The organism is Hydrogenophaga sp. BPS33 (assembly GCF_009859475.1).
GTDB lineage: Bacteria > Pseudomonadota > Gammaproteobacteria > Burkholderiales > Burkholderiaceae_C > Hydrogenophaga.
Map to the genome: position 1 here is coordinate 2,708,568 of NZ_CP044549.1, position 24,068 is coordinate 2,732,635.

Annotated in this window: 24 protein-coding genes and 1 tRNA gene; 12 read left to right on the plus strand and 13 right to left on the minus strand. The window is 67.1% G+C overall.

The window, feature by feature from the left end; all coding sequences use genetic code 11:
• The first annotated feature begins 26 nt into the window (after positions 1 to 26).
• From hscA to F9K07_RS12610, 4 genes are all read left to right on the plus strand, one after another.
• Complete coding sequence (hscA, locus tag F9K07_RS12595; RefSeq protein WP_159593555.1) at positions 27 to 1,898, plus strand: Fe-S protein assembly chaperone HscA; 1,872 nt, start codon at positions 27 to 29, stop codon at positions 1,896 to 1,898.
• Positions 1,899 to 1,913: 15 nt separating this feature from the next.
• Positions 1,914 to 2,252 (plus strand): ISC system 2Fe-2S type ferredoxin, encoded by a 339-nt coding sequence (gene fdx, locus F9K07_RS12600; protein WP_159593557.1) that lies wholly within the window; start codon positions 1,914 to 1,916, stop codon positions 2,250 to 2,252.
• Positions 2,252 to 2,959, plus strand: coding sequence for a DNA polymerase III subunit epsilon (dnaQ, locus tag F9K07_RS12605; protein ID WP_201451549.1), 708 nt, complete (start codon positions 2,252 to 2,254; stop codon positions 2,957 to 2,959). Before fdx ends, dnaQ begins: the two co-directional genes overlap by 1 nt.
• 58 nt (positions 2,960 to 3,017) lie before the next feature.
• Positions 3,018 to 3,092 (plus strand) — tRNA-Val (locus F9K07_RS12610).
• Between the two features lie 76 nt (positions 3,093 to 3,168).
• Here F9K07_RS12610 and F9K07_RS12615 read toward each other — a convergent pair.
• Positions 3,169 to 4,581, minus strand: a complete 1,413-nt coding sequence (locus F9K07_RS12615) for a CoA transferase (RefSeq protein ID WP_159593561.1) — start codon at positions 4,579 to 4,581, stop codon at positions 3,169 to 3,171.
• 2 nt (positions 4,582 to 4,583) lie between these two features.
• Positions 4,584 to 5,555 (minus strand): Bug family tripartite tricarboxylate transporter substrate binding protein, encoded by a 972-nt coding sequence (locus F9K07_RS12620; protein ID WP_159593563.1) that lies wholly within the window; start codon positions 5,553 to 5,555, stop codon positions 4,584 to 4,586.
• A gap of 246 nt (positions 5,556 to 5,801) precedes the next feature.
• Here F9K07_RS12620 and F9K07_RS12625 point away from each other — a divergent pair, with 246 nt between their 5' ends.
• From F9K07_RS12625 to F9K07_RS12635, 3 genes are read left to right on the plus strand one after another with little or no spacing between them, the layout of a single operon-like run.
• Complete coding sequence (locus F9K07_RS12625) at positions 5,802 to 6,959, plus strand: alpha/beta hydrolase family protein (protein ID WP_236581938.1); 1,158 nt, start codon at positions 5,802 to 5,804, stop codon at positions 6,957 to 6,959.
• Positions 6,956 to 7,279 (plus strand): subunit of meta cleavage enzyme, encoded by a 324-nt coding sequence (locus F9K07_RS12630; RefSeq protein WP_159593567.1) that lies wholly within the window; start codon positions 6,956 to 6,958, stop codon positions 7,277 to 7,279. The genes F9K07_RS12625 and F9K07_RS12630 overlap by 4 nt, the downstream gene beginning before the upstream one ends.
• Positions 7,272 to 8,108, plus strand: a complete 837-nt coding sequence (locus tag F9K07_RS12635) for a 2,3-dihydroxyphenylpropionate 1,2-dioxygenase (RefSeq protein ID WP_159593569.1) — start codon at positions 7,272 to 7,274, stop codon at positions 8,106 to 8,108. Before F9K07_RS12630 ends, F9K07_RS12635 begins: the two co-directional genes overlap by 8 nt.
• 95 nt (positions 8,109 to 8,203) lie before the next feature.
• On the opposite strand, the gene F9K07_RS12640 is transcribed toward F9K07_RS12635, so the two are convergent.
• A complete protein-coding gene (locus F9K07_RS12640) occupies positions 8,204 to 9,190 on the minus strand; it encodes a LysR family transcriptional regulator (RefSeq protein WP_159593571.1) in 987 nt (328 codons plus the stop codon).
• A 112-nt stretch (positions 9,191 to 9,302) separates the two neighbouring features.
• On the opposite strand from F9K07_RS12640, the gene F9K07_RS12645 reads away from it, so the two are divergent.
• Both F9K07_RS12645 and F9K07_RS12650 read left to right on the plus strand, forming a co-directional pair.
• A complete protein-coding gene (locus F9K07_RS12645) occupies positions 9,303 to 10,310 on the plus strand; it encodes a helix-turn-helix domain-containing protein (protein WP_159593573.1) in 1,008 nt (335 codons plus the stop codon).
• A 300-nt stretch (positions 10,311 to 10,610) separates the two neighbouring features.
• On the plus strand, positions 10,611 to 11,759 hold the full coding sequence (locus F9K07_RS12650) for an FAD-dependent monooxygenase (RefSeq protein WP_159593575.1): 1,149 nt from the start codon (positions 10,611 to 10,613) through the stop codon (positions 11,757 to 11,759).
• A gap of 14 nt (positions 11,760 to 11,773) precedes the next feature.
• On the opposite strand, the gene F9K07_RS12655 is transcribed toward F9K07_RS12650, so the two are convergent.
• The gene (locus F9K07_RS12655; protein ID WP_159593577.1) at positions 11,774 to 12,742 is read right to left on the minus strand and encodes a Bug family tripartite tricarboxylate transporter substrate binding protein; all 969 of its coding nucleotides are present in this window, start codon (positions 12,740 to 12,742) and stop codon (positions 11,774 to 11,776) included.
• 207 nt (positions 12,743 to 12,949) lie between these two features.
• Between F9K07_RS12655 and F9K07_RS12660 the strand changes: the two genes are divergently transcribed.
• Together F9K07_RS12660 and F9K07_RS12665 are read left to right on the plus strand one after the other, a co-directional pair.
• Positions 12,950 to 13,489, plus strand: coding sequence for a carboxymuconolactone decarboxylase family protein (locus F9K07_RS12660; RefSeq protein ID WP_159593579.1), 540 nt, complete (start codon positions 12,950 to 12,952; stop codon positions 13,487 to 13,489).
• Between the two features lie 91 nt (positions 13,490 to 13,580).
• Entirely contained in the window at positions 13,581 to 14,795 is a 1,215-nt protein-coding gene (locus F9K07_RS12665) for an HD-GYP domain-containing protein (protein WP_159593581.1), read from the plus strand.
• 24 nt (positions 14,796 to 14,819) lie between these two features.
• Here the strand turns inward: F9K07_RS12665 and F9K07_RS12670 are convergent, their stop codons facing one another.
• The 9 genes from F9K07_RS12670 to F9K07_RS12710 form a co-directional block, all read right to left on the minus strand.
• Entirely contained in the window at positions 14,820 to 15,293 is a 474-nt protein-coding gene (locus F9K07_RS12670) for a RidA family protein (protein ID WP_159593583.1), read from the minus strand.
• Positions 15,294 to 15,334: 41 nt separating this feature from the next.
• A complete protein-coding gene (locus F9K07_RS12675; protein WP_159593585.1) occupies positions 15,335 to 16,684 on the minus strand; it encodes an FAD-binding oxidoreductase in 1,350 nt (449 codons plus the stop codon).
• Between the two features lie 8 nt (positions 16,685 to 16,692).
• On the minus strand, positions 16,693 to 17,505 hold the full coding sequence (locus tag F9K07_RS12680; RefSeq protein WP_159593587.1) for an ABC transporter permease: 813 nt from the start codon (positions 17,503 to 17,505) through the stop codon (positions 16,693 to 16,695).
• Positions 17,505 to 18,308, minus strand: a complete 804-nt coding sequence (locus F9K07_RS12685) for an ABC transporter ATP-binding protein (protein ID WP_159593589.1) — start codon at positions 18,306 to 18,308, stop codon at positions 17,505 to 17,507. Before F9K07_RS12685 ends, F9K07_RS12680 begins: the two co-directional genes overlap by 1 nt.
• A 179-nt stretch (positions 18,309 to 18,487) precedes the next feature.
• Positions 18,488 to 19,480: an ABC transporter substrate-binding protein gene (locus F9K07_RS12690; RefSeq protein ID WP_159593591.1), complete on the minus strand. Its 993-nt coding sequence runs from the start codon at positions 19,478 to 19,480 to the stop codon at positions 18,488 to 18,490.
• A 66-nt stretch (positions 19,481 to 19,546) separates the two neighbouring features.
• Positions 19,547 to 20,404: a creatininase family protein gene (locus F9K07_RS12695; protein ID WP_159593593.1), complete on the minus strand. Its 858-nt coding sequence runs from the start codon at positions 20,402 to 20,404 to the stop codon at positions 19,547 to 19,549.
• 22 nt (positions 20,405 to 20,426) lie between these two features.
• Positions 20,427 to 21,689, minus strand: coding sequence for an amidohydrolase family protein (locus F9K07_RS12700; RefSeq protein ID WP_159593595.1), 1,263 nt, complete (start codon positions 21,687 to 21,689; stop codon positions 20,427 to 20,429).
• Position 21,690: 1 nt separating this feature from the next.
• Complete coding sequence (locus F9K07_RS12705; protein WP_159593597.1) at positions 21,691 to 22,722, minus strand: PDR/VanB family oxidoreductase; 1,032 nt, start codon at positions 22,720 to 22,722, stop codon at positions 21,691 to 21,693.
• A 314-nt stretch (positions 22,723 to 23,036) separates the two neighbouring features.
• Positions 23,037 to 23,702 carry a TetR family transcriptional regulator C-terminal domain-containing protein gene (locus F9K07_RS12710; protein ID WP_159593599.1) on the minus strand — a complete coding sequence of 222 codons (666 nt, stop codon included), beginning with the start codon at positions 23,700 to 23,702 and terminating at the stop codon, positions 23,037 to 23,039.
• Here F9K07_RS12710 and F9K07_RS12715 point away from each other — a divergent pair.
• Complete coding sequence (locus F9K07_RS12715) at positions 23,701 to 23,925, plus strand: hypothetical protein (protein WP_159593601.1); 225 nt, start codon at positions 23,701 to 23,703, stop codon at positions 23,923 to 23,925. The two genes, F9K07_RS12710 and F9K07_RS12715, sit on opposite strands and share 2 nt — an antisense overlap.
• The last annotated feature ends 143 nt before the right edge of the window (positions 23,926 to 24,068 follow it).

Here is a 24,068-nt window from a genome sequence, read left to right on the forward strand (position 1 = left end):
TGTATTGATTGGATCGTTGAGAACCCATGGCGCTATTGCAGATTTCCGAACCCGGCCAGTCCCTCGACCCGCACCAGCGGCGCGTGGCGGTGGGCATCGATCTGGGCACCACGCATTCGCTGGTGGCCGCCGTGCGCCATGGCGTGTCCGAGTGTCTGCCGGCTGAGGATGGCCGTGTGATCCTGCCCAGCGTGGTGCGCTACCTCGATCCGGCGCAAGGTGGTTCGGGGCGCCAGATCGGCTTTGACGCGCTGGCCGCACAGGTGCAGGACCCCGCCAACACCGTGAGCTCGGTCAAGCGTCTCATGGGGCGCAGCCGCGCGCAAGTGAGCGACGTGGACAAGCTGTCCTACAACGTGGTCGACCAGGATGGTATGGCCGTGATCGAAACCGTGGCCGGTCGCAAGACGCCGATGGAAGTGAGCGCGGAAATTCTCGCCACGCTGCGCTTTCGCGCGGAAGACAGTTTTGACGACGACCTCTACGGCGCGGTGATCACCGTGCCCGCGTACTTCGACGACGCCCAACGCCAGGCCACGAAAGACGCGGCGCAGCTTGCCGGCATCCAGGTGCTGCGGCTCATCAACGAGCCCACGGCCGCGGCCATCGCCTACGGTCTGGACAACGCTGCCGAGGGCGTTTATGCCATCTACGACCTGGGTGGCGGCACGTTCGACATTTCCATCTTGCGGCTCGCGCAAGGCGTGTTCGAGGTCATGGCCACGGGCGGCGATTCGGCGTTGGGTGGCGACGACTACGACCAGGCGCTCGCGGCCTGGGTGTTGCGCCAACAAGGCGTGGACGCCGCATTGACGCCCTCGGAACGCGCGGCCACGCACGCAGAGGCCCGGCGTGTGAAAGAGGCGCTGTCGTCTGCCGCAGTGGAAACCTTCCGCGCCAATGTGGCGGGTCGAGAGATCGAGCAGACCGTCACGCCCGCCGATTTCGAAGCCTGTACCGCGGCCTTCACCACCCGCACCATGACCGCGGTGCGCAAGGTGCTGCGCGATGCCGGCGTGGGCAAGGACGAGGTGCAAGGCGTGGTGATGGTCGGCGGTTCCACGCGCATGCCCGTGATCCGCCGCACCGTGGGCGAGTTCTTCGGCCGCGAGCCCTTGACCAACCTGAACCCCGACGAAGTGGTGGCCTTGGGCGCGGCCATCCAGGCCAATGCCTTGGCCGGCAACAGCCGCGACGGTGACTTGCTGCTGCTCGACGTGATCCCGCTCTCGCTCGGCATCGAAACCATGGGCGGCCTGGTCGAGCGCATCGTGCCGCGCAACAGCGCCATTCCGACGGCGCGGGCGCAGGACTTCACCACCTACCAGGACGGGCAGACCGCATTGGCGCTGCACGTGGTGCAAGGCGAGCGCGATCTCGTGGCCGACTGCCGCAGTCTTGCGCGCTTCGTGTTGCGCGGCATCCCGCCCATGGTGGCCGGTGCGGCGCGCATTCGCGTGACCTTCACGGTGGACGCCGATGGCTTGCTCTCGGTGAGCGCGAAGGAGCAGGGCAGCGGCGTGGAAGCACATGTGGATGTGAAGCCCTCCTACGGCCTGAGCGACGAGCAGATTTCCACCATGCTGCAAGACAGTTTTGCCACGGCGCAGCAAGACATTCAGGCGCGCGCCTTGGTCGAGTCCCGCGTGGATGCCGAAAGAATGATCGCTGCCACGAAGACCGCATTGGCGGCAGACGCCGATCTGCTCAAGCCCCTGGAGCGCGAGCAGATCGACGCCCTCATGACCGCGCTGGCCACCACCGCCACTGGTGAAGACGCGCAGGCGATCGAGAACGCCACCAGCGAACTCGCCAAGGCCACCGAGCCCTTCGCCGCGCTGCGCATGAACAAGGGCATCCAGCAGGCCTTGTCCGGCAAGAAGCTCGAAGAAGTCTGAAGAAAAAACATTCCCATGCCCACGATCAAGATCCTGCCCCATCCCGAGTACTGTCCCCAGGGCGCGAGCGTCAAGGCGCCCGCAGGCACCTCGATCTGCGAAGCCCTGCTCGACAACAAGATCAACATCGAACACGCCTGCGACATGAGTGCGGCCTGCACGACCTGCCACGTGATCGTTCGCGAAGGTTTCAACAGCCTGAACGAACTCGAAGAAACCGAGGAAGATCTGCTGGACCGCGCCTGGGGCCTGGAGCCCAACTCGCGCCTGTCGTGCCAAGCTATCCTGGCGCAATCCGACGTGACCGTCGAGATTCCGAAGTACTCGATCAACCACGCCAAGGAAAACCATTGATGCGCCAGATCGTCCTCGACACGGAAACCACCGGCCTGTCCGCCGATAACGGGGACCGCATCATCGAAATCGGTTGCGTGGAGCTGCTCAACCGCAAGCTCACCGGCAACAACTTGCACTACTACGTCAACCCCGAGCGCGACAGCCACGAAGACGCGCTCAAGGTGCACGGCATCAGCAACGAGTTCCTGCGCGACAAGCCGAAGTTCGCCGCCATCGCCGACACCTTGCTGGACTACCTTCGCGATGCGGAATTGATCATCCACAACGCGCCGTTCGACATCAGTTTTCTCAACAAGGAACTGGAGCGCCTGGGCCGCGCGCCCATCAAGACCGTGATCGGGCAGGTCACCGACAGTCTGGCCATGGCCAAGGAAATGTTCCCGGGCAAGCGCAATGGCCTGGACGCGCTGTGCGACCGGCTGGGCGTGGACAACTCGGGTCGCACGCTGCACGGCGCCTTGCTCGACGCCGAATTGCTGGCCGACGTGTACATCAACATGACACGCGGCCAGGACGCGCTGATCATGGACATCGGCGATGCGCCCGGGGAAGGCGGTCAGGTCGAGGTGATCGACTTGATCCGCTTCGAGTTGCCCGTGCTGATGGCCAACGAACAGGAAAGCCAGGCGCACGACAGCCTGCTGGCCGACCTGGACAAGGCCAGCAAAGGAAAAACCGTGTGGCGCCAGCTGCTGGCGGGTTAAGAAGGTCAAAAACCTGGCTATAATCTGAGGCTTCCGAGAGATCGGCCAAAGATCTATCGGGCGGTTAGCTCAGTGGTAGAGCACTGCCTTCACACGGCAGGGGTCGCAGGTTCGAACCCTGCACCGCCCACCAGACACCATGCTGGACAACCAAGGACTTGCGAGAAATCGCCAGTCCTTTTTTGTTGCGCGCTTGAAGCGATGTGCGCTCACCAACGCGCGGGCGACGCGCCAGCGGGTTGCGGCGGGCGTGACCAGTACGCGGGGGTGTGCGAGTACCGCACGATGGGCGCGGCATGCGTCAGTTCGCCGAACACCGAGTCGCGGTGCAGCAGGTCGTCGGGCGACGGCGACCACGGGCAAGCCTGCGGCGCCATCCCTTCCAACTCGCCTTGTGCCAACACCCACATCGATGCCTGCGTGAGCGAGCTCGTCACATGGAAGCTGCCGCCCTCGCGGGCCTGCTGCAGCAGGGCACCCAGAACGCCCGCGCCTGCCAGATAGGCCGCCAGGTAGTCGTTCATGGTGACGGTGGGCGCGCCGCGCGGCGTACCACCGCCACCTTCGCGCAAGGCCAGGCCCGACACCGCATGGCCAATGGGCTCGTAGCCACCGCGGTGGGACCAGGGGCCCTCGTAGCCATATGCGCTGATCGACACGCAGACGATGCCGGGTCGAAGCGCCGCGAGATCTTCGGGCGCGAACCCGCGGGCACGCAGCGCGCCGGGGCGAAACGAGTCGATGAACACATCGGCTTCGGCCACGAGCGCGCGCATGCGCTCGACGTCCTGCGCGCGGTTCAGGTCGATATAGGCCGCGCGTTTGCCGAACCCGAGGTCCATCGTCACGGCAGGCATTTCGCGCTCGGCCGGGTTGGTGACGTGCAACACATCGGCGCCTTGCTCCGCCAGCAGCCGACCCACGGCCGGCCCGGCGATCACGTGCGAGGCGTCCAGCACGCGCAGTCCGCTCAGAGGCCGTGCGCCTGGCGTCCAGCGCCGCGCCGTGGCAGGGCCGATGCGCCGTACCGCAACGCCGGGTTCGCTGCACAGCAGACGACCTTGGGGATGGGTGTTCCACTCGTCCTCGGTGCGCGCCATCACGCCGGGCAAGCGCGCGATGGCCAAGGCTTCTTCGAGATCGACCGCGCGCCACTGCCGTACCGCCGCGGCAATCCCTTCGGTGCTGTTGGTGCAACGCAAGAGGCCGATGAGGTCTTGCGTGATGGTGCCGCGCCCGTTGTTTCGCAACAGGTACACGTGACGGCCATCGGCGGTTTCGAAATAGTTCTCCGCACGGCTGAAACTGCCGACGGCAAACCCATGCCCGTGCTGGCGCAAATGGAAGGTGGTGCGAAGCCCCAGGTGCACCGCCCGTGCGAGATCGACATCGATGCGCTGGCTGTCGCCACCCCGCTCACACCAGATCGCGGCCACCGCCGTCGCCTGCGCGGCCAGGGCGGCCGATACCGCGGTGCCGTAGCGCTGGCGGCTGGCGAGCACGGGGTCGCTGCCGGTGATCGACACCTGGGCGATGGACCTCGATGGGTCCAGGCCGATGCGCGAGAGCAGGGTGCGGTAGGCCGCCGCAACGCACGGGTCTGCCTGCAGGGCGATGCCCATCCTCACTCGAGCGTGACGCCCAGTTCGCGCGTCAGGTTCTGCCACACCGGGCGCTCTTCGGCCAAGGCCCGGGCGAATTCGGCGAGCAGCAACGGTTTTTCGGTGACCGCGGAGGCTTCACGTGCGGCGATTACTGCGGGCGTGTCGGTGCCTTCGCGGATCAGTTCGGCGAGGCGGTTGCTGATGGCCGCAGGCGTGCCTGCGGGGGCGGCCAGAACGAGCCAGTCGCGCAGGCGAAAGGCGGGTTGGCCGAACCCGGCATCGGCGAAGGTGGGCAGGTCGGGCAGCTTGGGTGTGCGGCTGCCCGAGGTGACGGCGATGGGAACGATTCTTCCCGATTGCATCAGCGACGCGGACCCCGAGTAGCTGCCCACGGTGCAGTCGATCGTCCCGACCGCGAGATCCTGCAGCGCGGGCGCGGCGCCCTTGTAGTGAACGACATCGAGCTTGGTGCCCAGCAGCTTGTTCATTTGTGCACCGACGAGATGCGCGCGCGAGCCCACGCCGATCGAGCCGATGACCAGGCGTTGCGCACGCGCCAGTTCCACGAACTCGCGCGGCGTGCGCGCCGGCAGGTCCTTCTTCACCAGGAAGAGCGCAGGGCCGGGGCTGAAGCCGGCCAGCATGTCGAAGGCCTTCTCGGGTTCGGGCACCGCGACCTTCTTCAACAGCAGCGGTGCCTGGGTCAACGCGGAGTTGACCGCGAAGAGAAAGGTGTGGCCGTCGGGCGGTGAGGAGACCACGGCTTGCGCCGCGATCATGCTCTGCCCGCCAGGGCGCGCTTCCACCACCACGGGCTGGCCCGTGCGCTGCGTGATGTACTCGCCGTAGGCGCGCGCTGTGGCATCGATGGCACCGCCAGCGGCGGTGGCCGAGACGAAGCGGATCGGGCGGCTTGGCCAACTCTGGGCCATGGCCAGCGGCCAGGTGGCGCACGCAGCGGCGCCCAGGATGAATGCTCTTCGTTGTTGCATGGACAGGTCTCCTTGTGGTGGGCCTCCGGATGGAGACCGATTCTGCGGGCCGCCGTACGCCCGTGGGCGTCGACATACATTGTTATAACATTATGCCGTTTGGATGGATGGATGTCAATCGAGCACGGCCAGCGACAGGGTTTCGCAAGCTCGCGAACAGTCAAATCCCGCAGCAGCAGCAGCCAAGCGGGGCATCGCATGCCGCCTAACCTCGGGTCATCGCATGACGACTTCGAGGAGAGCTTCGTGAGCACCACCCCCACCGATCCGCGCGATCGCCCCAGAACCCTGCCAGAAGCGCGCGAGTGGATGGCATCTCGCCTGGCAGCGCGAACGCACCCGATGAACGCCTTGCCCGCCAACGACGCTGGACGCGCCTGGATCGATGGCGTGCCCGGCCTGGACGGCCGGACCTGGGGTGGCTACTGGGGCGCGTTGGGTGACGGGGTGTTGGCGCAGGCCGAAGCCGCCGAGGCCGCCGGCGATGCCGCGGGCGCCATGGCCCTGTACCAACAGGCCAGCGGCCTGTATTTCATGGGGCGCTTTCCTTGTCCCAACCATCCCGCGAAGGAGCGCTGCGCAGTGGCCGAGCGCCGTGCCTACCTGGCGGCGAGCCGCTTCTGGCGCGAGCCGATCGCGCGCGTGGAGGTGCCTTTCGACGGCCGCCCGGAGGAGGGGCGTTGCGTGGTGTTGCTGGTGCGCCGTCCAGCGGGCGTCGAGCGCCCTCCCGTGGTGTTGATGTGGGGCGGCGTGGATGCATGCAAGGAGCAGATGACCGCCGCCTGCGACGCGTTGCTGGCGCGTGGCATCGCGACCGTGGCCATGGACAACGCGGGCACCGGTGAGTCGCCCGTGCGCGGTGTCCCCGACGCCGAGCGCACGTTTCTGGCCGCCATGGACTGGATTGCCGCGCAGGCGGATCTGAAGGGTGCCGCCATCGGCTTGCTGGGGCGCTCCTTCGGTGGCTACTGGGCCACCAAGCTCGCCCACCTCGTGCCCGACCGCATCGCCGGCGCGGTGAACTGGGGCGGCGGTGTACACGACATGTTTCAACCGGCCTGGGTCCAGGCTTCGCGCCACCCGGACAGCTACCTCATGGAGTTGGTCGAGACGCGGCAGCGCATGCTCGGCGCCACCAACGACGCGGAGTACGTCGCCGGTTTCGGCCGTCTTTCCTTGCTCGATCAGGGTCTGCTCGATCGCCCGAGCGCGCCGCTGCTGCTGGTCAATGGCAAGGAAGACCGGCAGTGTCCCGTGTCCGACATCCACCGCCTGCTGGACCACGGCACGCCCAAGAGTGTGCGCATGTTCCCGGGGGGCCACATGGGCCTGACGCCGCAAACGCTGCCCACCATCGTCGACTGGCTGGCCGCGCAGGTGCAGGGCCGGGGAGTGTCTGTATGACGGCCAGGCCGCGCAACTGGCGCCACGACATGCCCACCCCCGATGCCTACTGGATGAACCGCGTGCTGTTCGACGTGCACCACGTGGCGAGCCACCTCGAACGCTACCAGGCCAGCCCCGACGCCTACATGGCCGATGTCCCGTTGCCCGAGCCTTTGAAGGCGGCCATTCGCGACAACGATATTGGTGCCATGTTCCTCGCGGGCGTCAATCCGTACCTGTTGCGGGCGCACTGCCTGGGGTTGCGCATCTCCGAGCAGGTCTTCGTGCAATCGCTGCGCGCGGTCGCGCCGCTCTGGCAGGAGGCCGATCATGGCTGAGCTTGTCGGCATCTATGCGGCCAGCCACACGCCGGTGATGCTCAATTTTCCCGAGGCCATTCCCGACGACGACCGGCACGAGATCTTCGCGGGCTTCCGCGCGCTGGGCGACAGCTTGCGCCAGGCGCGGCCGGACACGGTCGTGGTGGTCTCGGACGACCACCTGCATAACTTCTTTCTCGACAACCTGCCCGCGTTCTGCATCGGCGCCGCCACTTCGTACCGCACGCCGGTCGAGCATTGGCTCAAGGCCGAGCGGCAGGTGCTGCAAGGAGACGCGGACCTGGGCGCTCACCTGTTGGGCGAGGCCCTGCGCAATGGCTTCGACCCTGCGCTGTCGATGGACCTCACGCTCGACCATGGTGTGCTCACGCCCCTGCATCTGGCCGGGTTGGCGACGCCGGGTGCCGGTGTGCGCGTGTTGCCTCTTCTGGTGAACTGCGTGCAACCGCCGCTGCCCACCATGGCACGGGCCTACCAATGGGGCGGCATGCTGCGCGAGGCGATTGCCAGTTTCCCCGGCGATGTGCGCGTGGCGGTGCTCGCCACGGGCGGCATCAGCCACGACATCGCCACGCCGCGCATGGGCGTCGTCAACGAGGCGTTTGACCGCGAGTTCCTGCGCCTGCTCCAGGCCGGTGAGGCGCAGCCGTTGATCCGTTTTGCCACCGACCACGTCAACGAAGCAGGCAACGGCGCGGAAGAGATCCGCACCTGGTTGCTGGCGCACGGCGTGGCCGGCGGGCGCGGTTTCGAGACCACCTATTACAAGGCCGTGGCCAACTGGTACACCGGCATTGGTCTGGGCCGTTGGGCGGTGGGTTCGTGAATGGGCCCGCACCTGTGCGCACCGAAGCCGCGCGCCGGGCGGTCTGGCAGTAGCGCCTGCTGCAGGTGCGTGCTCCGCCATTCAGGCGCTCGACGTCACCGAGTGCGTGGGCGCGTTCCCGCGCGAGACCGCTGTACCTTGACGGTTGGCGTTGCCAACACGTCGGCGGGCGCGAGCCCCTCGGCGAGCACCACTTCGTGCAGCGTGCGACGAACCCATCGAATGGCGAGGTCGTCGCTCTGGTAGCGGTGCCACTGCAGCGCGATCACCAGCGGCGCGATCTCGATCGGGCATCGCAGCACGCGCAACGGCCAGACGCGCGCCAACCGGTGCGCCAGCGACGTGTGCAGGGTGGCGATGCGTTCGGTCTCCACCACGCAGCGCGCCACCTGGGTGAAGCTGGGGACGCGGATCTCCACGCGCCGCGCGATGCCCTGTGCATCGAACGCCAACTGGTCCAGCGTGGGAATGCGCCCCTGGCCCAATTGCGCCGCCACGTGGCCTAGGCGCAGAAAGGTGGCACGCGTCAGTTGCCGCCCCACGGCTTGGTTGCCTTCCCAGGCCACGCACGAGAAGGTGTCGCGCAGCAGCAGCTCGCAAGGGTGTTGTGGGGAGACGGTAGAGGCCGATGACAGCACCAGATCGACCTCGCTGTCATCGAGCTCCTGCGGACGGTAGCCGCCGACCGAACGCAACTCGAAGCGCAAGCCCGGGGCTTCCCGTGCGGCGCGCTGGAACAGTGGTGCGAGCACGGCCTCGAACACGTAGTCCGATCCGACCAATGTCACGTTGCGCTCGATGCGCGCCAGGTCGATTTCGGGCCGGCGGCGGGTCAAGGCCTGCGCCTGCAGCAGCAGGTCGCGCACCGGCTGCGCCAACGATGCCGCGAAGGGCGACAGCGTGAAGCCACGTCCTGCTGGCACCAGCAATGGGTCGCCGAAGTAGTCGCGCAACCTGGCCAGGCTGGCGCTCATGGCAGGCTGGCTCAGATGCACCTGCTGCGCGGCGCGGCTGACGTTGCGGTGGCTGAGCAAGGCGTCCAGGCTGCCGAGCTGGTTGAGGTCGAGTCGGTTGATGCGCATTTTAGGTATTTGTATGTTGGATATATCGCATCCAAAAGAATCATTTTGGCGGATGCAAGGCGCATGGCAAAGTGCCATCGACGGCGCACCGCATGCCGACCAGGAGACAGACATGAACATTCCCGCCGCGCAGAACCGTGCCGACGCCGCCATGGTGCGGCACTTCTCGACCGACAGTGCCAGCAACGACGAGCGCCCGCAGTTGTTCCAGTCCGAGATGCACCGCCTGTTCTCGGTGAGCCTGGCGGTCCAGGCCTCGTCCACGCGTCCTCTGTCGGCGCGCATGAGCGCGTACCGGGGCCGCAATCTGCGCTTCGCGGCCCTGCGGTTTTCACCGCATACCACGCGCTCGTTGCCGGCGTCGGAGTCGTCCGACGCCCGCTTGCTGGTGTCGGTGCACAAGGAAGGCGTTGTCAGGGTGTCGCAGGGTGGGCGCGAGAGCCGCATCGACCCGGGCGACCTGTTCGTGCTCGATCCAGCGCGCCCATTCGACATCGAGACCGGCACCATCAGCTCCTGTTCGATCTACCTGCCCACCAGCGCGGTGCGAGCCCTGGTGCCGCAGCTCGATCAGCTCACCGCCTTGCCGATCCGTGGTGCGCAGGGCGCGGGCGCGGTGTTCCGCGCTGCTGCCGACGAACTCGTGGCGCGCGCCAGCGAACTCGACGAGGCCACGGCAGACCGCATGGGCGAGGCGCTGCCTTACTTGCTGGCCCCGGCGCTCGCGGCCCTGGGCGGGCGTGTCTCGGTGCTGCCGGGCGCACTGCGCCAGTTGCACAAGCGGCGCATCCTGCAGTACGTGCGCGATCACCTGGCCGATCCCGCGCTCGACGCACACGCCGTGGCGGCCGGTGTCGACCTGTCGCCACGCCATGTGTACGAGCTGTTCACCGATGAGGCCGAGCCCTTGATGAAGTGGGTATGGTCGGAGCGGCTCGAGCGTTGCCGCCGAGATCTGGAAGACACCGCGCTGCGCCGGCGCACCGTGGGCGAGGTGGCGTATTCGTGGGGCTTCAGCGATGTGTCGCATTTCAGCCGCGCGTTCAAGCAGCGCTTCGGCATCACGCCGCGCGATTGCCGGCCGCCCCTAGTGTGCCGTCCCGCCAATGGCTGCACATGAAATCGCGCCTTCGCACCCATGGCAGCGTTGCAAATCCTCGCGATAGCAATAGCTATCGCTGCGGTTTGCGCCTCGCCCTGGGCACGAATGCATCGATTTCATTTGTGCAGCCATTGGCGGGACGGCACACTCGCCGCTCGCATTTGATCCACCGCGAGGCGGTTCTTGACTGCCGAGGTGCTGGCACCGCCCGCGCGTTGACGCGCTGCGCCAGTGCGGCGCTAATCGTGTCTTCGACAACACCGCGTGGCGGCCACGGCAAGCTGGCCTGCCCCGCGCAATCCAGGAGCGAAGCACGACATGGCTGCAGCAAACAAGGTCTTGGTGGTGGGCGGTGGGATCGGTGGCATGGCCACCGCCATCAGCCTCGCACGCCGCGGCGTCGCGGTGGAGCTGATCGATCTGGACCCGCAATGGCGCGTCTACGGCGCGGGCATCACCATCACGGGCGCCACGCTGCGCGCGCTGCACGCGCTGGGCGTGCTCGACGCCGTGCGCCAGCATGCGTACACCGGCGCCGGCATCCAGATCTGCGACACCCAGGGCCAGCCCCTGTCGCTGGTGCCCACGCCGGTGGTGAGCGCCCCTGGTGTCGACATCCCCGGCACCGGCGGCATCATGCGGCCGGTGTTGCACCGCATCCTGGCCGACACGACGCGCGCGCTCGGCGTGCAGGTGCGCCTGGGCCTCACGGTGGACGCCCTGCAGTCGGACGCGCTCGGGGTCGAGGCGCGCTTCTCGAATGGCGGTGTGGGGCGTTACGACCTGGTCGTCGGCGCCGACGGGCTGTTCTCGCGTGTGCGCACGCTGATTCGCCCCGATGCGCCAGGGCCTGCTTTCACCGGCCAATACATCTGGCGCGTCGTGGCACCGCGTCCAGCGGGCCTGGACCGGCGGCACTTCTTCCTGGGTGGCCCTGGCAAGGTCGGCCTCACGCTGGTGTCGGCCGAGCAGATGTACATGTTCTACCTGGAGACGGTGGTCGAGCGCCGACCCATCGTGCCCGATGCCCAACTGCCGGCGATGCTGCACGCGCTGCTGGAGGGCTATGGCGGCCCGCTCGAGCCCATTCGCCAGGCGCTGGCCCGTGAGGGTGAGGCGCTCGCCGCCAGCATCGTCGTCCGACCGCTCGATTGCCTGTTGCTGCCACCGCCCTGGCACGTCGGCCGTGTGATCCTCATCGGTGATGCCGCGCACCCGACCACGCCGCAGTTGGCATCGGGCGCCGGCATGGCGGTGGAAGATGGCCTGGTGCTGGCCGAGGAGCTGGAGCGCGCAGCATCGGTCGAGCTGGCATTAGAAGGCTTCATGCGCCGGCGCCATGCGCGCTGCCAACTGGTGGTGGAGAACTCGCTGGAGATCGGCCGGCGCGAACAGGCGCGTGCGCCCGTGGCGGAGCAGACAAGGCTGGTGGAAGAGTCGCTGCGCGCGCTGGCCGAGCCGATCTGAAGCGAGTGGCCCGGTCATTCGACCTTGGTGCCGGTCTCCTTGACGATCTTGTCCCATTTGCGCAGTTCCTTCTGCACCAGCGCTTCGAAGCCGGATGGGGTGAGCGAACCGGTTTCGAAGCCCACATTGGCCAGCTTGCCGCGCACGTCTTCCGCTTTCGCGGCGGCGCCCAGCGCCTCGCGCAGCTGTGCGATCACCGGTGCTGGTGTGCCGGCCGGCACCCACACGCCCACCCACGAGTCGTCCTCGAAATCGGTGAAGCCTGCTTCGCCCACCGTGGGCACGTCGGGCAAGGCTGCGCTGCGCTTGCTGCTGGTGACCGCCAGGCCCACGAGGCGGCCCGACTTCACCAGCGGGGCGGCTGGGGGTAGCGCGGTCGATGAGAGATCGACCTCGTTGCCCAGCGTGGCCTGAAGGGTGCCTGGAATGCCCTTGTAGGGCACATGCGTGGTGTTCACCTTGGCCAGCACCTTGAAGAGGTATTCGGCCGACAGTTGTGGCGTGGTGCCAAAGCCCGGCGAGCCATAGCGCAGGTCACGGCCTTGGCGGGCACGTTCCACCGCCTCCTTGAGGGTTCGAATGCCGCTGTTCGGGCTGGTGACCAGGATGTTGGGGGTGGTCGCCAGCAGCGCCACGGGCACCAGATCCTTGTTGGCGTCGTAGCCCAGTTCCTTGTAGAGGAAGGGGGTGACGGCGTAAGCGGTGGAGCTGATCAACACCGTGTAGCCGTCGGCAGGGGCTTTGGCGGCGTGCTGGATCGACAGCAGAGAACCTGCGCCCGCCCGGTTGTCCACCACGATCGGCTGGCCCCAGGTCTCGCCGATCTTCTGCGCGAAGATGCGGCCCACGACGTCCTGAGGGCTGCCGACCGAGGCCGTCACGAAGCGCACCGGCTTGGCCGGATAAGCCTGCGCCGCCGCGAGGAGGGGGGCGGACAGCGTCATCGCCAGAAAGAGGGCTCGGCCCGGGCGTGTCGGTTTCATGGTGTCTCCTGTTGGAATGGGGTCTGGCCATTCTTTCGGTCGCGCTCGGCGGGTCTTTGCTGGCTTGGCGCCGTTCGTTGACTGCGGCTGCGCACGCGCTTGGGGCATGGCGGCATCATGCGCGGTCAAGTCCTGTCGCGCACGTGGCACAGGCGGCGCGGCGGCGCGCGGCCTAATCGTTGTCCGCACCAGACGTTCATCTCGATCATGCAAGACCGCCTTCCTCCCATTCCCGAGTCGCAATGGAGCGACGAACAGCGGCGCAACGCGCAGGAGATCATCGACGGCCCTCGCGGCGCGCTGGTCTCGCCCTTCATCCCGCTCATGCGCAGCCCGGAACTGATGATGCACGCCCAGCGCATGGGCGAATTCCTGCGCTACCGCAGCGCCATCGGCCTGCGCCTGTCCGAGTTGGCCATTCTGGTGACGGCGCAACATTGGAGCCAGGCGGTCGAGTGGTCGATCCACGCGCCAATCGCCGCGCGCGAGGGCATCGCCGCCGAGGCGATCGAGGCGATCCGCACCGGCGCAGAGCCTGTGGACTTGCGCGAGGACGAGGCGGTGGTGTTCGCCTTCTGCCGCGAACTGCACCGCACCCAGGCCGTGAGCGACGCCACTTGGGCGCGCGCCATCGAGTGCTTCGGCGAACGCGCCACGGTCGACCTCGTGGGCATCAACGGCTACTACGCCTTCCTCGCCATGGTGATGAACGCGGCGCGCACACCGGTGCCCGAAGCAGGGAGGTGAAAGCACCGGCCCTGGCGAGTGCCCGAATTCGCCGGGTTTTCAGCCGGTATTCCCCGTTTCTCGCACTGCGAAGACGCGTAGATTCGCGGGGATGTACAAGCCGCTTCCTCTGGACGCCATCGCCCTGCAGCAGCCGGTGCCCGTGAACGTGTGGGACTCTAAGGGCGTGCTCCTGCTGCGCAAGGGCGAGGTGATCGCGTCCGAGCAGCACCGCGGCCTGCTCATGCTGCATGGCCCGGTGGTGCACGAGGCGGATTGGAAGGCCTGGTCGTACAGCTACACCACCGAACTCGACCGCATGGTGCGCGACGACGCGCCGATCAACCGCATTGCCGGTTTGACCCCGGCGCAGGCACCCGAGGTGCCGAACGCCGTGCGAAGGGAAGAGCGGGGGCTGGCCGAGCTCTGGACCGATATGCACGCATCGCTGGGCACGCTCCTGCACCAGGGGGCGGCCGCGCCGAATTTCGTGGAACGGCTCGAACGCCTGGTGGAAACCGTGCGGGAGCGGTGGCAGGCAGCGCCCGACGGCAGCTTTCTGGTGCTGGTGCAGCTTCTGTTCGATGTCCGCATGGGCTACAGCACCACGCACGCCTTGCTGTGCGGCGGTATGTGTGCGCTGGTCTCGCCGTCCACGGACCTCTCGCCGGCCGAACGCGGCGCGTTGCTGCGCGCAGCGTTGAGCATGAACGTCGGCATGACCCGAGCGCACGACGCGATGGCGCGGCAGACCGCGCCGCTGTCTGCGGCCCAGCGCGAGACCGTGCAAGCGCATCCGTTGGCGAGTGTGGCCGTCTTGCGCCAATTGGGCGTGAACGATCCGCTCTGGCTGAAACTGGTGGCGCAGCAGCACGAGCGGCCCGATGGCAGTGGGTACCCCCTGGGTGCCTGCACCACGGACCTGGCGTCGCGCCTGCTGCAGATGGCCGACATCTATGTGGCACGCCTGAGCCCCCGCGAAGGGCGTGGCGGCCTGCAGTCGCAGCAGTTGGCCCGAGAGCTTTTCATGGGCGCGGACCAGCGGCCCGATCCCCTGGGTGCCTTGTTCGTCAAGCACGTGGGCATCTACCCGCCCGGCAGTTATGTGCGCCTGGCCAATGACGAGGTAGCGGTGGTGGTGCGGCGTGGCGTGAAGGCCAACGCGCCGCAGGTGTTTGCCATCGTCGGGCGACAAGGCATGCCGTTGGGCGAACCGACCTGGCGCGATACGCAGGACCCGAACCACGAGATCAAGGCCGGTCTCACCCCCAGCGACGTGCGGGTGGTGGTGAACGTGCCACGGCTGCTGAGCCTGAGCCGACCCTGAGGAAGATCCTCTCGCGCGAGCCCCTCAGCCCAGCCCTCTGCGCAGAGGGTCGAGGTACATGGTAGCTTCTACTTCGACCAGCACCTCATCGCCGGGCAGGAAGCGCGAGACCTCCACCACCGTGCTCACCGGCGGTTCGCCCGGAAAGAACAGGCCGCGCACGCGGTTGAAATACGCGTAGTGCGGCAGTTGGCGGAAGTACTGCACCAGCTTGACCACATCGGCCATGTCGCCGCCGTGCTCACGCGCCAACTGCCGGATGCGGTTCAGCACGAACCAGCTCTGCGCCACGATGGGCGCTTCGAACACGTCCACCGACATCTGGCCCGTCACGTAGCCCAGCTGGCGCAGCTCGGGCAGCACGTCGGAGGGAATGTCCTCGTAGCTGTTCACCGCGCGGCGAATGCCCGGGTCTACTGCCACCACACCGCTCATGAAGACGAAGTCGCCCACGCGCCGCGCGGCGGCGTAGTGGGCCATGGGAGTGCCGGTGCTCATGAAGGGTCTCCTTGAAGGGTGGGGAGGAGGGAAGGACAAACTCAGGTCGGCAGCGCCCAGGCGCGCATCTTTCCCGGGTTCAGCAGGCCGGCCGGATCCATGCGCTGCTTCATGTCGATGACGTCCTGCGGCAGATCGCCACCGACCTTGCCTTCTTCGATGATGAAGGTGTGCGGGTTGTTCACGCGGATGCCGTTGTCGCGGAAGATCTGGATGATCTCGTTCAGGCGTTCTTCGGTGGTGAAGCGCACCAGCGGCAGCGAAGTGCAGGTGGTGAAGCCGTCGAAGCTGCGCAGGAATTCGACGTGCATCAACACTTCGTCGCCGAACAGTTCGCGGATGCGGCGCACCTGGTCCAGGTGCTTGCCCGGGGTGAAGGTGGTCTGCAGGTAGGTCAGGCTCTTGTCCACCTTGAGCGCGTTGAGCGTGGTGTGGTTCCAGCAGTACTCGGCCAAGGTGTGGTGCTGGGTGCGCGCTTCCTCGGAGGTCTTGCGGTAGGTGACGGTGCCGCCGTGGTTCGCGACCACTTGCAGCGCGGCCGCTTCCGAAAATTCGGCCACGAGCAGCAGCGCCGCATGGCAGCCTCTGGGCAAGTGCTCGGCGATCGGCGCCATGTACGCGGGGATCGGATCGGCCAGCACGGCGATGTTCTTCTTCACGATGCCCGGCGCGTGTGCCAGGGCGTTGCCGAAGTCCAGCGCGCGGTCGGCGTCGTCGAAGGTGACGATCATCTCCATCCATGCGTGGGCCGGGGCGAGCGCCATTTCCACTTCCAGCACGATCCCGTTGGTGCCCCACAGGTGGTGCAGCAGCAGCGCTTCGGGGCCGCGCAGTTCCACCACCTGCGGCTCGGCCTCCACGCTCATGGCGCGCACGCCCAGGATGTTGCCGGGCGCGCCGATGGGGCCGTAGTTGATCGAGCCCACGCCCCCGAAGCCGCCGCTGAACAGGCCGCCCAGGGAGGCGCTGCGGAAGGTGGAGGGCACGCAGCGCAGTTCCCAGCCCATGGGGCGGGCCGCGTTGTCGAACTCGGCCAGGCGGATGCCGGCCTGCGCGCGGCCCACGCCGGGTTGCGACCACAGGAACTGGTTGTAGGCGCTCATGTCCAGGATCACGCCGCCGTGCAACGGGGTGGACTGGCCGTAGTTGCCGGTGCCGCTGCCACGCAGCGTGAGCGGAATTTTGCGGCGCGCGCAGGCGCTCACCACCTGACGGACTTCGTCTTCCGTGCGCGGCTTGACCACGATGTCGCCGCGCTTGCCCAGCAACTGGCGCTTGAGCACCGGGCTGAACCAGGAGAAGTCTTGCGAGAGGCGGCCGATCTTGAGCGGATCGGTGATCCAGTCGAGTGCGGGCAGTTCTTGTTGGAGTTGTTCGATGGGAGGTGTCATAGGGGTTCTCAGGATTCGATTTCACTGGCGTGCCAGGAACCCAGACTGATCTTCGTCAGCCAGGCCATCAGCACGAACAGGAACACGCCGGCCAGCGAGATGAGCAGCAGCGCGGCGAACATGCGCGGGATGTCGAGCTGGTAACCGGCCATGAGGATCTGGTAGGCCAGGCCGGCGTTGGTGCCGCCGGTGCCGGCGACGAACTCGGCCACCACCGCGCCGATCAGCGCCAGGCCCGAGCTGATGCGCAGCCCGCCGAAGAAGTAGGGCAGCGCACTCGGAATGCGCAGGCGCCACAGCGTCTGGCCGCGCGTGGCGCGGTTCATCTTGAAGTAGCTCTGCAGGTCGGGGTCGATGCTGCGCAGGCCGAGCGTGGTGTTCGAAATGATGGGAAAGAGCGCCACCAGCGCCGCGCACACCACCAAAGAAGCGGTGGGTTGCTTCACCCAGATGATGATCAGCGGCGCGATCGCCACGATGGGCGTGACCTGCAGCAGCACCGCGTACGGGAACAGCGCGGTCTCGATCAAGCGGCTCTGCACGAACAGGAACGAGATCAACACGCCGATCACCACAGCGACCACGAAGGAGAGCACGGTGATCTTCATGGTGATCAGCAGCGAGCCGAAGAGCGTGTCCCAGTCCTTGAACAGGGTCTCCATCATCAAGCCGGGCGAGGGCACCAGGTACGGCGGCAGTTCGAGGCCGACCACGAGGGTGTGCCAGAGGGTGACCAGTGCAATAGCGACGAGGATCGGGTACAGCACGCGCTGCACGCGCGGCTGTTTCAGGAACGGGGTGTTGGGGTTGGCGGTGATCATCAATATGCGCTCTCGGTCGTGTCGCGGCTGGCGCGCAGCAGGCTGTCCTGCAGTTGCTTGGCGTAGTGGCTGAATTCGGTGGAGACCATGAAGTCCGGCGTGCGCGGGTACGGCTGGTCGATGGCGAACTCTTCGACGATGCGGCCCGGGCGCGCGGCCATCATCACCACGCGGCTGGAGAGAAACACCGACTCGTGGATGGAGTGCGTGACGAAGACGACGGTGAGGTTTTTCTTCTGCCAGAGTTCGAGCAGATCGGCATCGAGCTTGTGGCGGGTGATTTCATCGAGCGCGCCGAAAGGTTCGTCCATCAGCAGCAGCGTAGGCTCGACCACCAGGCCGCGCGCGATCGACACGCGCATCTGCATGCCGCCCGACAGCGCGCGCGGCAAGGCCTTGGCGAACTTGGACAGGCCCACCAACGCCAGCGCGTCGGCCACCCGGGCATCGGCCTCGGCGCGCGGCACACCGGCCAGGTCCAGCGGCAGGCGCACGTTGGTCTGCACCGTGGCCCAGGGCATCAGCGTGGGCGCCTGGAACACGAAGGCCAGACGGTGTCCCGACGCCTCCAACTGGTTCACGCCCTGGCCCCAGAGTTTCAGGCTGCCGCTGGTGGGTTCGAGCAGGCCCGCCACCATCTTGAGCAAGGTGCTCTTGCCGCAGCCCGAGGGACCCAGCAGCGTGACGAACTCGCCCTCGCGCACCGTGAGGTCCACCGGCTGCAAGGCCACGGTGCCGTTGGGATAGGTTTTCTGGACGGCCTGGATGTCAATGGCCGTGGCGGACGGTGGGTCTGTCTTCATGGGGTTTGGGTTCAGTTTTTCATCGCGCCGAAGCGCGACCGGGACGCATGAAACAACGCCAACCAGGGGCGCCAAGGGTCCGGCTCTGCCGGCCCAAGGCGCCGTCCCCCCTCGAAGCGCCGAAGGCGCGCCACAGAGGGGGGAAGCCGCGCAGCGGCGCAGGGAGGTGTTTCACTTCTTCAGGGCAGGACTTTGGCGTCGCGCGCGATGTCGAAGCGGTAGGCCTGCTCGAAGTTGACCTTGGCCGGATCGATCATCTGGTTCTCGACCAGGAAGGCGTGTGTCTTCTGCAGGCGTTCGCGGGTGATCACGCCAATGCCTTGCTTGGCCGCGTCGCCGCTGGTGATGATGCCCATCTCCTTGAGCTTGGTGATGCCGTAGTTGAGCTGCTCGTCGGTCATGTTGGGGTTGTCCTTCTTGATCAGCGCGTTGGCGGGCGCCGGATCGGCCAGGTAGCTCTTGTAGCCCTCGGCGGTGGCTTTCACGAAGGCGGCCACGGTCTTCTCGCGTTCCTTCACGGTCTTCTCCATGCACGAGATCAGGTTGGCGTAGGGCGGGTAGCCCTGGTCGGCCAGCAGGAAGGTGTTGGCCTTCACGCCGGCCTTCTGGATCGCGAACGGCTCGGACGAGAGGAAGCCCATCTGCACCACGTTCTTGTCGGCCACGAAGGGCTGGATGTTGTAGGTGTAGGGGCGTGCTTGGGCGTCGGTGTAGCCGTACTTGCCCTTGAGCCAAGACCACATGCCGCGCATGGCGGTGGGCGCGATCAGGATGGTCTTGCCCTTCATGTCTTCGAAGGACTTCACGTCTTCGTGCGCGATCAGCACCTGCGGGTCCTTCTGGAAGATCGCGGCCACGTTGACGATGGGCAGGCCGTTGCCGCGCGCCACCATCATCTGCGTGTCGGTCGCGCCCATGATGCAGTCGGCCTGGCCGGCGGCCATGATCTGGATGATGTTGACTTGCGGACCGCCCATCTTGATGGTCACGTCCAGACCGGCTTTCTTGTAGATGCCGGTGGCGATCGCCTGGTAGTAGCCGCCGTGCTCGGCCTGCGCGTACCAGTTGGTCATGAAGGTGAATTTTTCCTGCGCGTGCACGGCGCTCAGGGTCAGGGTGCCGAGGGCGGCAGCGCCGAGGGCACGGCACAGGCGGTTCAAGGAGGAGGACATGGCAAGCCTTTCTGGTGAAGGATGTGGGTCGGAGGGGCAGGGAGGGAAGGGAACAGCGGGAAAAAATCAGCCCAGCGTTTGCTGGATGTGGCCGGTGTGGTGGCCGCGCTCCCAGGTCGCTTCCTCGCGGACGACCCAGCGCATGGTGAAGAGTTCGGTAATGGCCTTGACCCAGCTGTCGGCCAGGCTGTCGAGAATGGCTTCGCCTTGTTCGCGCGTGGCGGTGGTGGGGTCGCCGATCACGCCGCTGGGGCCGAAATCGCGCGCCACCCAGGCGCAGGCGGGGCGGCCGTCGGCCGAGAGCGTCTTGCTCGGGAAAGGCGGCGGGAAGTAGGCCGCGGCGCGCTCCATGTGCACGGTGTCGGGCGCCAGCGCGAGCATCAGCGCAGTCTCGGAATGGCCGGCGTGCATCGACAGTTTGCGTTCCTGCTCGCTGATGAACTGGCCCGAGACGTTGGGCACGCGCGAAACGCCGTAGGGCACGACCACGAAGTCGCCATGGCGCAGGCGCAGTTCGCGCGCAGCCATCTCCAGCACCTGCGGCTGGCCGCCGTGGCCGTTGGCGAACACCAGCTTGCGAAAGCCCGAGCGGTAGACCGACTCGCCCAGCTCGATCATGGTGGAGAGCAGCGTGGTGCCGGTAAGCGTCATGGTGCCGGCGAAGTGCAGGTGCTCTTCCGATTTGCCGTAGGTGATGGGCGGCAGGCCGAAGGCGCGGACCTCGGCCGGCAGGCGCTCGAACGCCTTGCCGATCACGCCAGCGGCAATGACGGTGTCGACCGAGCAGGGCAGGTGCGGGCCGTGTTGCTCGGTGGCGCCCACGGGCAACACGATGACGGTGTTCTCGCGGTCGGGCAGCGCCGTGATTTCCGTCCACGCCAGGTACGGCAGGAAGCGGTGCGGGGGAAAGTAGCCGTGCAGCATGGGGCGGTGTCCTTGTGAAGCGTCAGGGGGTGAGGGGGCGGCCATCGCGCAGCACCACGCGGGGCATGGTGCGCGAGGGCCAGGCGTGAGCGCCCGATGCCGTGAACACCACCAGGTCGGCGCGGGCGCCATCGAGCGTGGGGCGTTCGAGTGGCTGGCGTTGCAGCCAGTCGCCGCGGCACAGGGCGTCGGACCAGGTGTCGAACGGCGTGTCGAGTTGGCCCACCAGCGCAGCGGTCTGCATGGCCTCCAGCGGGTCCAGGCTGCCCGCGCGGCAGAACGGGTCTTGCACGTTGTCGCTGGCAAACAGCAGGGGAATGCCGCGCTCGCGCGCTTCCTTCACCAATGTGAGGCCGCGCAGGCGCGGAGTGCGCCCGGTGGTGGCGTCCTGCAGCAGCAGGTTGGTGATGGGCAGCGAGACCAGCGTGATGGGCGCGCGCGCCACGGCGTCGAGCGTGGCCAGCGCGCGTGTTTCGGGCATGGCGGCCAGCGCGCAGTTGTGGCCGCAGACCACACGGCCGGCGAACCCCACTTCGCGCAGCAGCTCGGCGACCAGGGCCAGGCCTTGTGCGTCGGCGTTGAGCTCTTCGTCGACGTGCAGGTCCAGATCGAGATCGGTTCTCTGTGGGGCGAGCACGAGCTCGCGCAGCGCGCCCGGATCCCAATTGCTCGAATGCACCAGGCCGCCGAGCACCGCGTGCGCGCCGGTGACGGCCACGCATTGCGCCAGCGCGCGGGCGTCGTCGGTCTTCTGGAACAGCGCGAGCCGGATCATGGCGACCTGCTCCAGCCGGATGCGCCCGCGCCATTCGCAGGCGAGTTCGTTGATCACCTCCCACGCCAGTGGCACGGTGTGCGGGTCCCACCAGTCGACGTGGGTGCGCAGGTGTGTGGTGCCGGCTTCCCAGGCCTGCCGCAGGCCGCGCTCGGCACGCTGGCGAAGGTCTTCGCGCGTCCAGTTCGCGCGATCGGCGATGGAAGCCTCGATGGCGCCGAGCAGGCCGGGCTTGACCGCGCCCATGCGCGGCAGGATGAAGGCCTTGTCCAGGTGCGTGTGGGCGTCGACCAGGCCGGGCAGCACGGGCGCGCCTTGCACGTCCCACGTCGTGCCGGCGGCATCGCTCAGGGCGGACATGGGTGACACGCGGGCCACGCGGCCATCGGCCAGTGCGATGCGCGCCAGTGCCGGCGCGGAGCCTTGCACGGGCCAGTCCGACGCCAGCAGCCAGCGCGGCAGGCGCGCGTTGGCAATGGCGTTGAAGCTGGCGGGCGGCTGCTGTGGCATTTCAGAGGTCCAGCGTCAACACCGGTGAATGGCTGCGTGCGCAACACACCGCCAGGTGGGTGGCATGTTCGTCGTCCGTCATGCACAGGTCCTGGTGGTCCGGCGTGCCGTCGAGGTAGGGCGTGAGGCAGGAGCCGCAGATGCCTTGTTCGCACACGGTATCGACCGCCACCCCGGCGGCCTGCAGCGCGTGGGCGATGCTTTGGCCTGGGGCCACGTGCAGGCGCAGCTGGCGGCGCGCGAGCACCACGTCGAAGCCCGCGCTCTCGGCCGAGGCCGCGGCTGTGGAAGGAGGGGCGCTGAAGTACTCGAAGTGCACGCGCTCCGAGGGCCAGGTCTGCGTGGCCTGGCGCACGTGGGCCATGAAGCCTTCGGGGCCGCAGAAATACACGTGGGAACCCGCCGGCGCCTGCGCCACCAGCGTGGCTGCCTTCATGGGAGCGTTCGGGGGAGATGGGGCGTCGTCAAGATGCACTTGCACCTGCGCGCGCCAGGGGGCGGTCTCCAGCACGCTCTTCAAAGCCAGGTGCTGCGCGCTGCGCGCGAACACGGCGAGCGTGAACGGCGCGCCGAGTGCGTGCAGGGCGTGCGCCATGGAGACCAGCGGTGTCACGCCAATGCCGCCGCCCAGCAGCAGGTGGTGGGGCGCGTGGGGCGACAACTGGAATTGGTTGCGCGGTTTGCCGATGCGCAGGATTTCGCCTTCGCGCACCCAGTGGTGCACCGCACGCGAGCCGCCACGGCCCGCGTCCTCGCGTTTGACCGCGATTTCGTACGCCTCGGTCGTGAGCGTGGGGTCGCCGCAGAGCGAATAGCTGCGCACCAGACCGCCGGGCAGGTACACGTCCAGGTGGGCGCCGGCCTCGCAGGCCGGCAGTGGCAGGCCATCGACACGCTGCAGCACATAGCTGTTCACCTCGCCGGTGTGGCGCACCACGCGGGACACGCGGATGGTGATGTCGCCGCGTGGAACGGCGTTGGGGGCTGCGCTGGTCTGGACCGCAGGGGCGGACGCCGTGGGGATCGAACTCAATTTCTGACCATTTAATTTGACTATTTGGTCAGTATAAGAAAAAGGCGGCGTTCCCAAACGGTAGTAACCCGCAAATTCGTCTATGAAAACCGGCGTGGCGTCTCGCATGCGCCACAGCGCACCAATGGGGTTCGCCGGCGCACCAAAGGGGCTCAGAAGGTGTGAATGGATCCGGCGTGGTCGAGCAGCCAGCCCCAATGCGCCCAATCAAGGCGCAAAGCACAGCCGTAGCTCGGGCTACGGCGCGCATTTGCAACGCGGAGTGGGTGCATTGGGGCGGGATGAGCGGCCATGGCGGATTCGTTCACACCTTCTTAGTCTTGCACCAGACCGCAGCCTCGCAGGATGAAGGGAATGAGGTCCTGGGCCACGGCTTCGCGGTCGAGCGGGCCGCAGATGTGGTGCAGCTGCAGCGCGAAATCGGCGTGGTGCTGCGTCATGGCCCAGATGTGCATGAGCAGCAGGTGGGCGTTCATCGGTTTCATCAGGCCCCGCGCCATCCAGCCGTTGATGATGCCCACCTCCTTCTGCACCCAGGTGCGCGCGTTGGGCCAGTAGCGCCCGAGGTTGTGGCCGCCGTCCAGGATCTCGCGCGTGAAGATGCGCGAGACCCGGGGCTGGTCAAAGGCGTGGTCCAGCTTGGCGCGGATGTAGTGCGCAAGGATCTCGGCCGGATCGCTCAGCCCGGGCGGCGCGAACTCGATCTTCCAGGCCTGCATGACCGAGTCGAGCAACTCGTTGTAGAGCTCTTCCTTGCCGGTGATGTAGTAGTGCAGCTGCGGCTTGGTGAGGCCGGCGCGCTCGGCGATGGCCTGGGTCGAGGTGCCTTTGAGGCCGTGCAGGCTGAACTCTTCGGTGGCTGCTTCGCGGATGGCGGACAGGATGCGTTGGCGGCTTTCCCGCACCGCGCGAGCGGGGCGCGCAGGCGTCGTGTGGTCGGCGCGCGGCTTGTGGCGTGCCGTGGATTTCGCTGCTGTCATGGTCCGGATTCGCGCCGGCCGCGGGCGGCCGCAACGCGCTGAAAAGTGGGATTTCATGATAGCAGCGGCGCATGGGGCGACTGTGGTGGAGGGGGCTGCTCTTTTCGTTGTCTTTGTTTTTGTCTTTGTCTTTTTCTTTGTCGTGGGTTTTCTTCTTTCGTGGCTGGCCGGGTCTCGGCCCGGCGGCCGACTCACTTTTCTTTGCTTCGTCAAAGAAAAGTAAGCAAAAGAAAGGCGAGCCGAAGACCGGGCCCCTTCGGGGTTCCTTGCGCTGCTCGGGGCGCGGGGAGAAGTTCGCAAACTCGCCCGCTGCGCGGACTCAAACACGCGAACTTCTTTTTCCCCGCACCCCTGCGCTGCTCAGCC

What these genes read in the sequence shown, in the direction of transcription:
- hscA (WP_159593555.1), top strand. Translation starts at nt 27, where the DNA reads ATGGCGCTATTGCAGATTTCCGAACCCGGCCAGTCCCTCGACCCGCAC.
- fdx (WP_159593557.1), top strand. Translation starts at nt 1,914, where the DNA reads ATGCCCACGATCAAGATCCTGCCCCATCCCGAGTACTGTCCCCAGGGC.
- dnaQ (WP_201451549.1), top strand. Translation starts at nt 2,252, where the DNA reads ATGCGCCAGATCGTCCTCGACACGGAAACCACCGGCCTGTCCGCCGAT.
- F9K07_RS12615 (WP_159593561.1), bottom strand. Translation starts at nt 4,581, where the DNA reads ATGGGCATCGCCCTGCAGGCAGACCCGTGCGTTGCGGCGGCCTACCGC.
- F9K07_RS12620 (WP_159593563.1), bottom strand. Translation starts at nt 5,555, where the DNA reads ATGCAACAACGAAGAGCATTCATCCTGGGCGCCGCTGCGTGCGCCACC.
- F9K07_RS12630 (WP_159593567.1), top strand. Translation starts at nt 6,956, where the DNA reads ATGACGGCCAGGCCGCGCAACTGGCGCCACGACATGCCCACCCCCGAT.
- F9K07_RS12635 (WP_159593569.1), top strand. Translation starts at nt 7,272, where the DNA reads ATGGCTGAGCTTGTCGGCATCTATGCGGCCAGCCACACGCCGGTGATG.
- F9K07_RS12640 (WP_159593571.1), bottom strand. Translation starts at nt 9,190, where the DNA reads ATGCGCATCAACCGACTCGACCTCAACCAGCTCGGCAGCCTGGACGCC.
- F9K07_RS12645 (WP_159593573.1), top strand. Translation starts at nt 9,303, where the DNA reads ATGAACATTCCCGCCGCGCAGAACCGTGCCGACGCCGCCATGGTGCGG.
- F9K07_RS12650 (WP_159593575.1), top strand. Translation starts at nt 10,611, where the DNA reads ATGGCTGCAGCAAACAAGGTCTTGGTGGTGGGCGGTGGGATCGGTGGC.
- F9K07_RS12655 (WP_159593577.1), bottom strand. Translation starts at nt 12,742, where the DNA reads ATGAAACCGACACGCCCGGGCCGAGCCCTCTTTCTGGCGATGACGCTG.
- F9K07_RS12660 (WP_159593579.1), top strand. Translation starts at nt 12,950, where the DNA reads ATGCAAGACCGCCTTCCTCCCATTCCCGAGTCGCAATGGAGCGACGAA.
- F9K07_RS12665 (WP_159593581.1), top strand. Translation starts at nt 13,581, where the DNA reads ATGTACAAGCCGCTTCCTCTGGACGCCATCGCCCTGCAGCAGCCGGTG.
- F9K07_RS12670 (WP_159593583.1), bottom strand. Translation starts at nt 15,293, where the DNA reads ATGAGCACCGGCACTCCCATGGCCCACTACGCCGCCGCGCGGCGCGTG.
- F9K07_RS12675 (WP_159593585.1), bottom strand. Translation starts at nt 16,684, where the DNA reads ATGACACCTCCCATCGAACAACTCCAACAAGAACTGCCCGCACTCGAC.
- F9K07_RS12680 (WP_159593587.1), bottom strand. Translation starts at nt 17,505, where the DNA reads ATGATCACCGCCAACCCCAACACCCCGTTCCTGAAACAGCCGCGCGTG.
- F9K07_RS12685 (WP_159593589.1), bottom strand. Translation starts at nt 18,308, where the DNA reads ATGAAGACAGACCCACCGTCCGCCACGGCCATTGACATCCAGGCCGTC.
- F9K07_RS12690 (WP_159593591.1), bottom strand. Translation starts at nt 19,480, where the DNA reads ATGTCCTCCTCCTTGAACCGCCTGTGCCGTGCCCTCGGCGCTGCCGCC.
- F9K07_RS12695 (WP_159593593.1), bottom strand. Translation starts at nt 20,404, where the DNA reads ATGCTGCACGGCTACTTTCCCCCGCACCGCTTCCTGCCGTACCTGGCG.
- F9K07_RS12700 (WP_159593595.1), bottom strand. Translation starts at nt 21,689, where the DNA reads ATGCCACAGCAGCCGCCCGCCAGCTTCAACGCCATTGCCAACGCGCGC.
- F9K07_RS12715 (WP_159593601.1), top strand. Translation starts at nt 23,701, where the DNA reads ATGGTCCGGATTCGCGCCGGCCGCGGGCGGCCGCAACGCGCTGAAAAG.
- F9K07_RS12710 (WP_159593599.1), bottom strand. Translation starts at nt 23,702, where the DNA reads ATGACAGCAGCGAAATCCACGGCACGCCACAAGCCGCGCGCCGACCAC.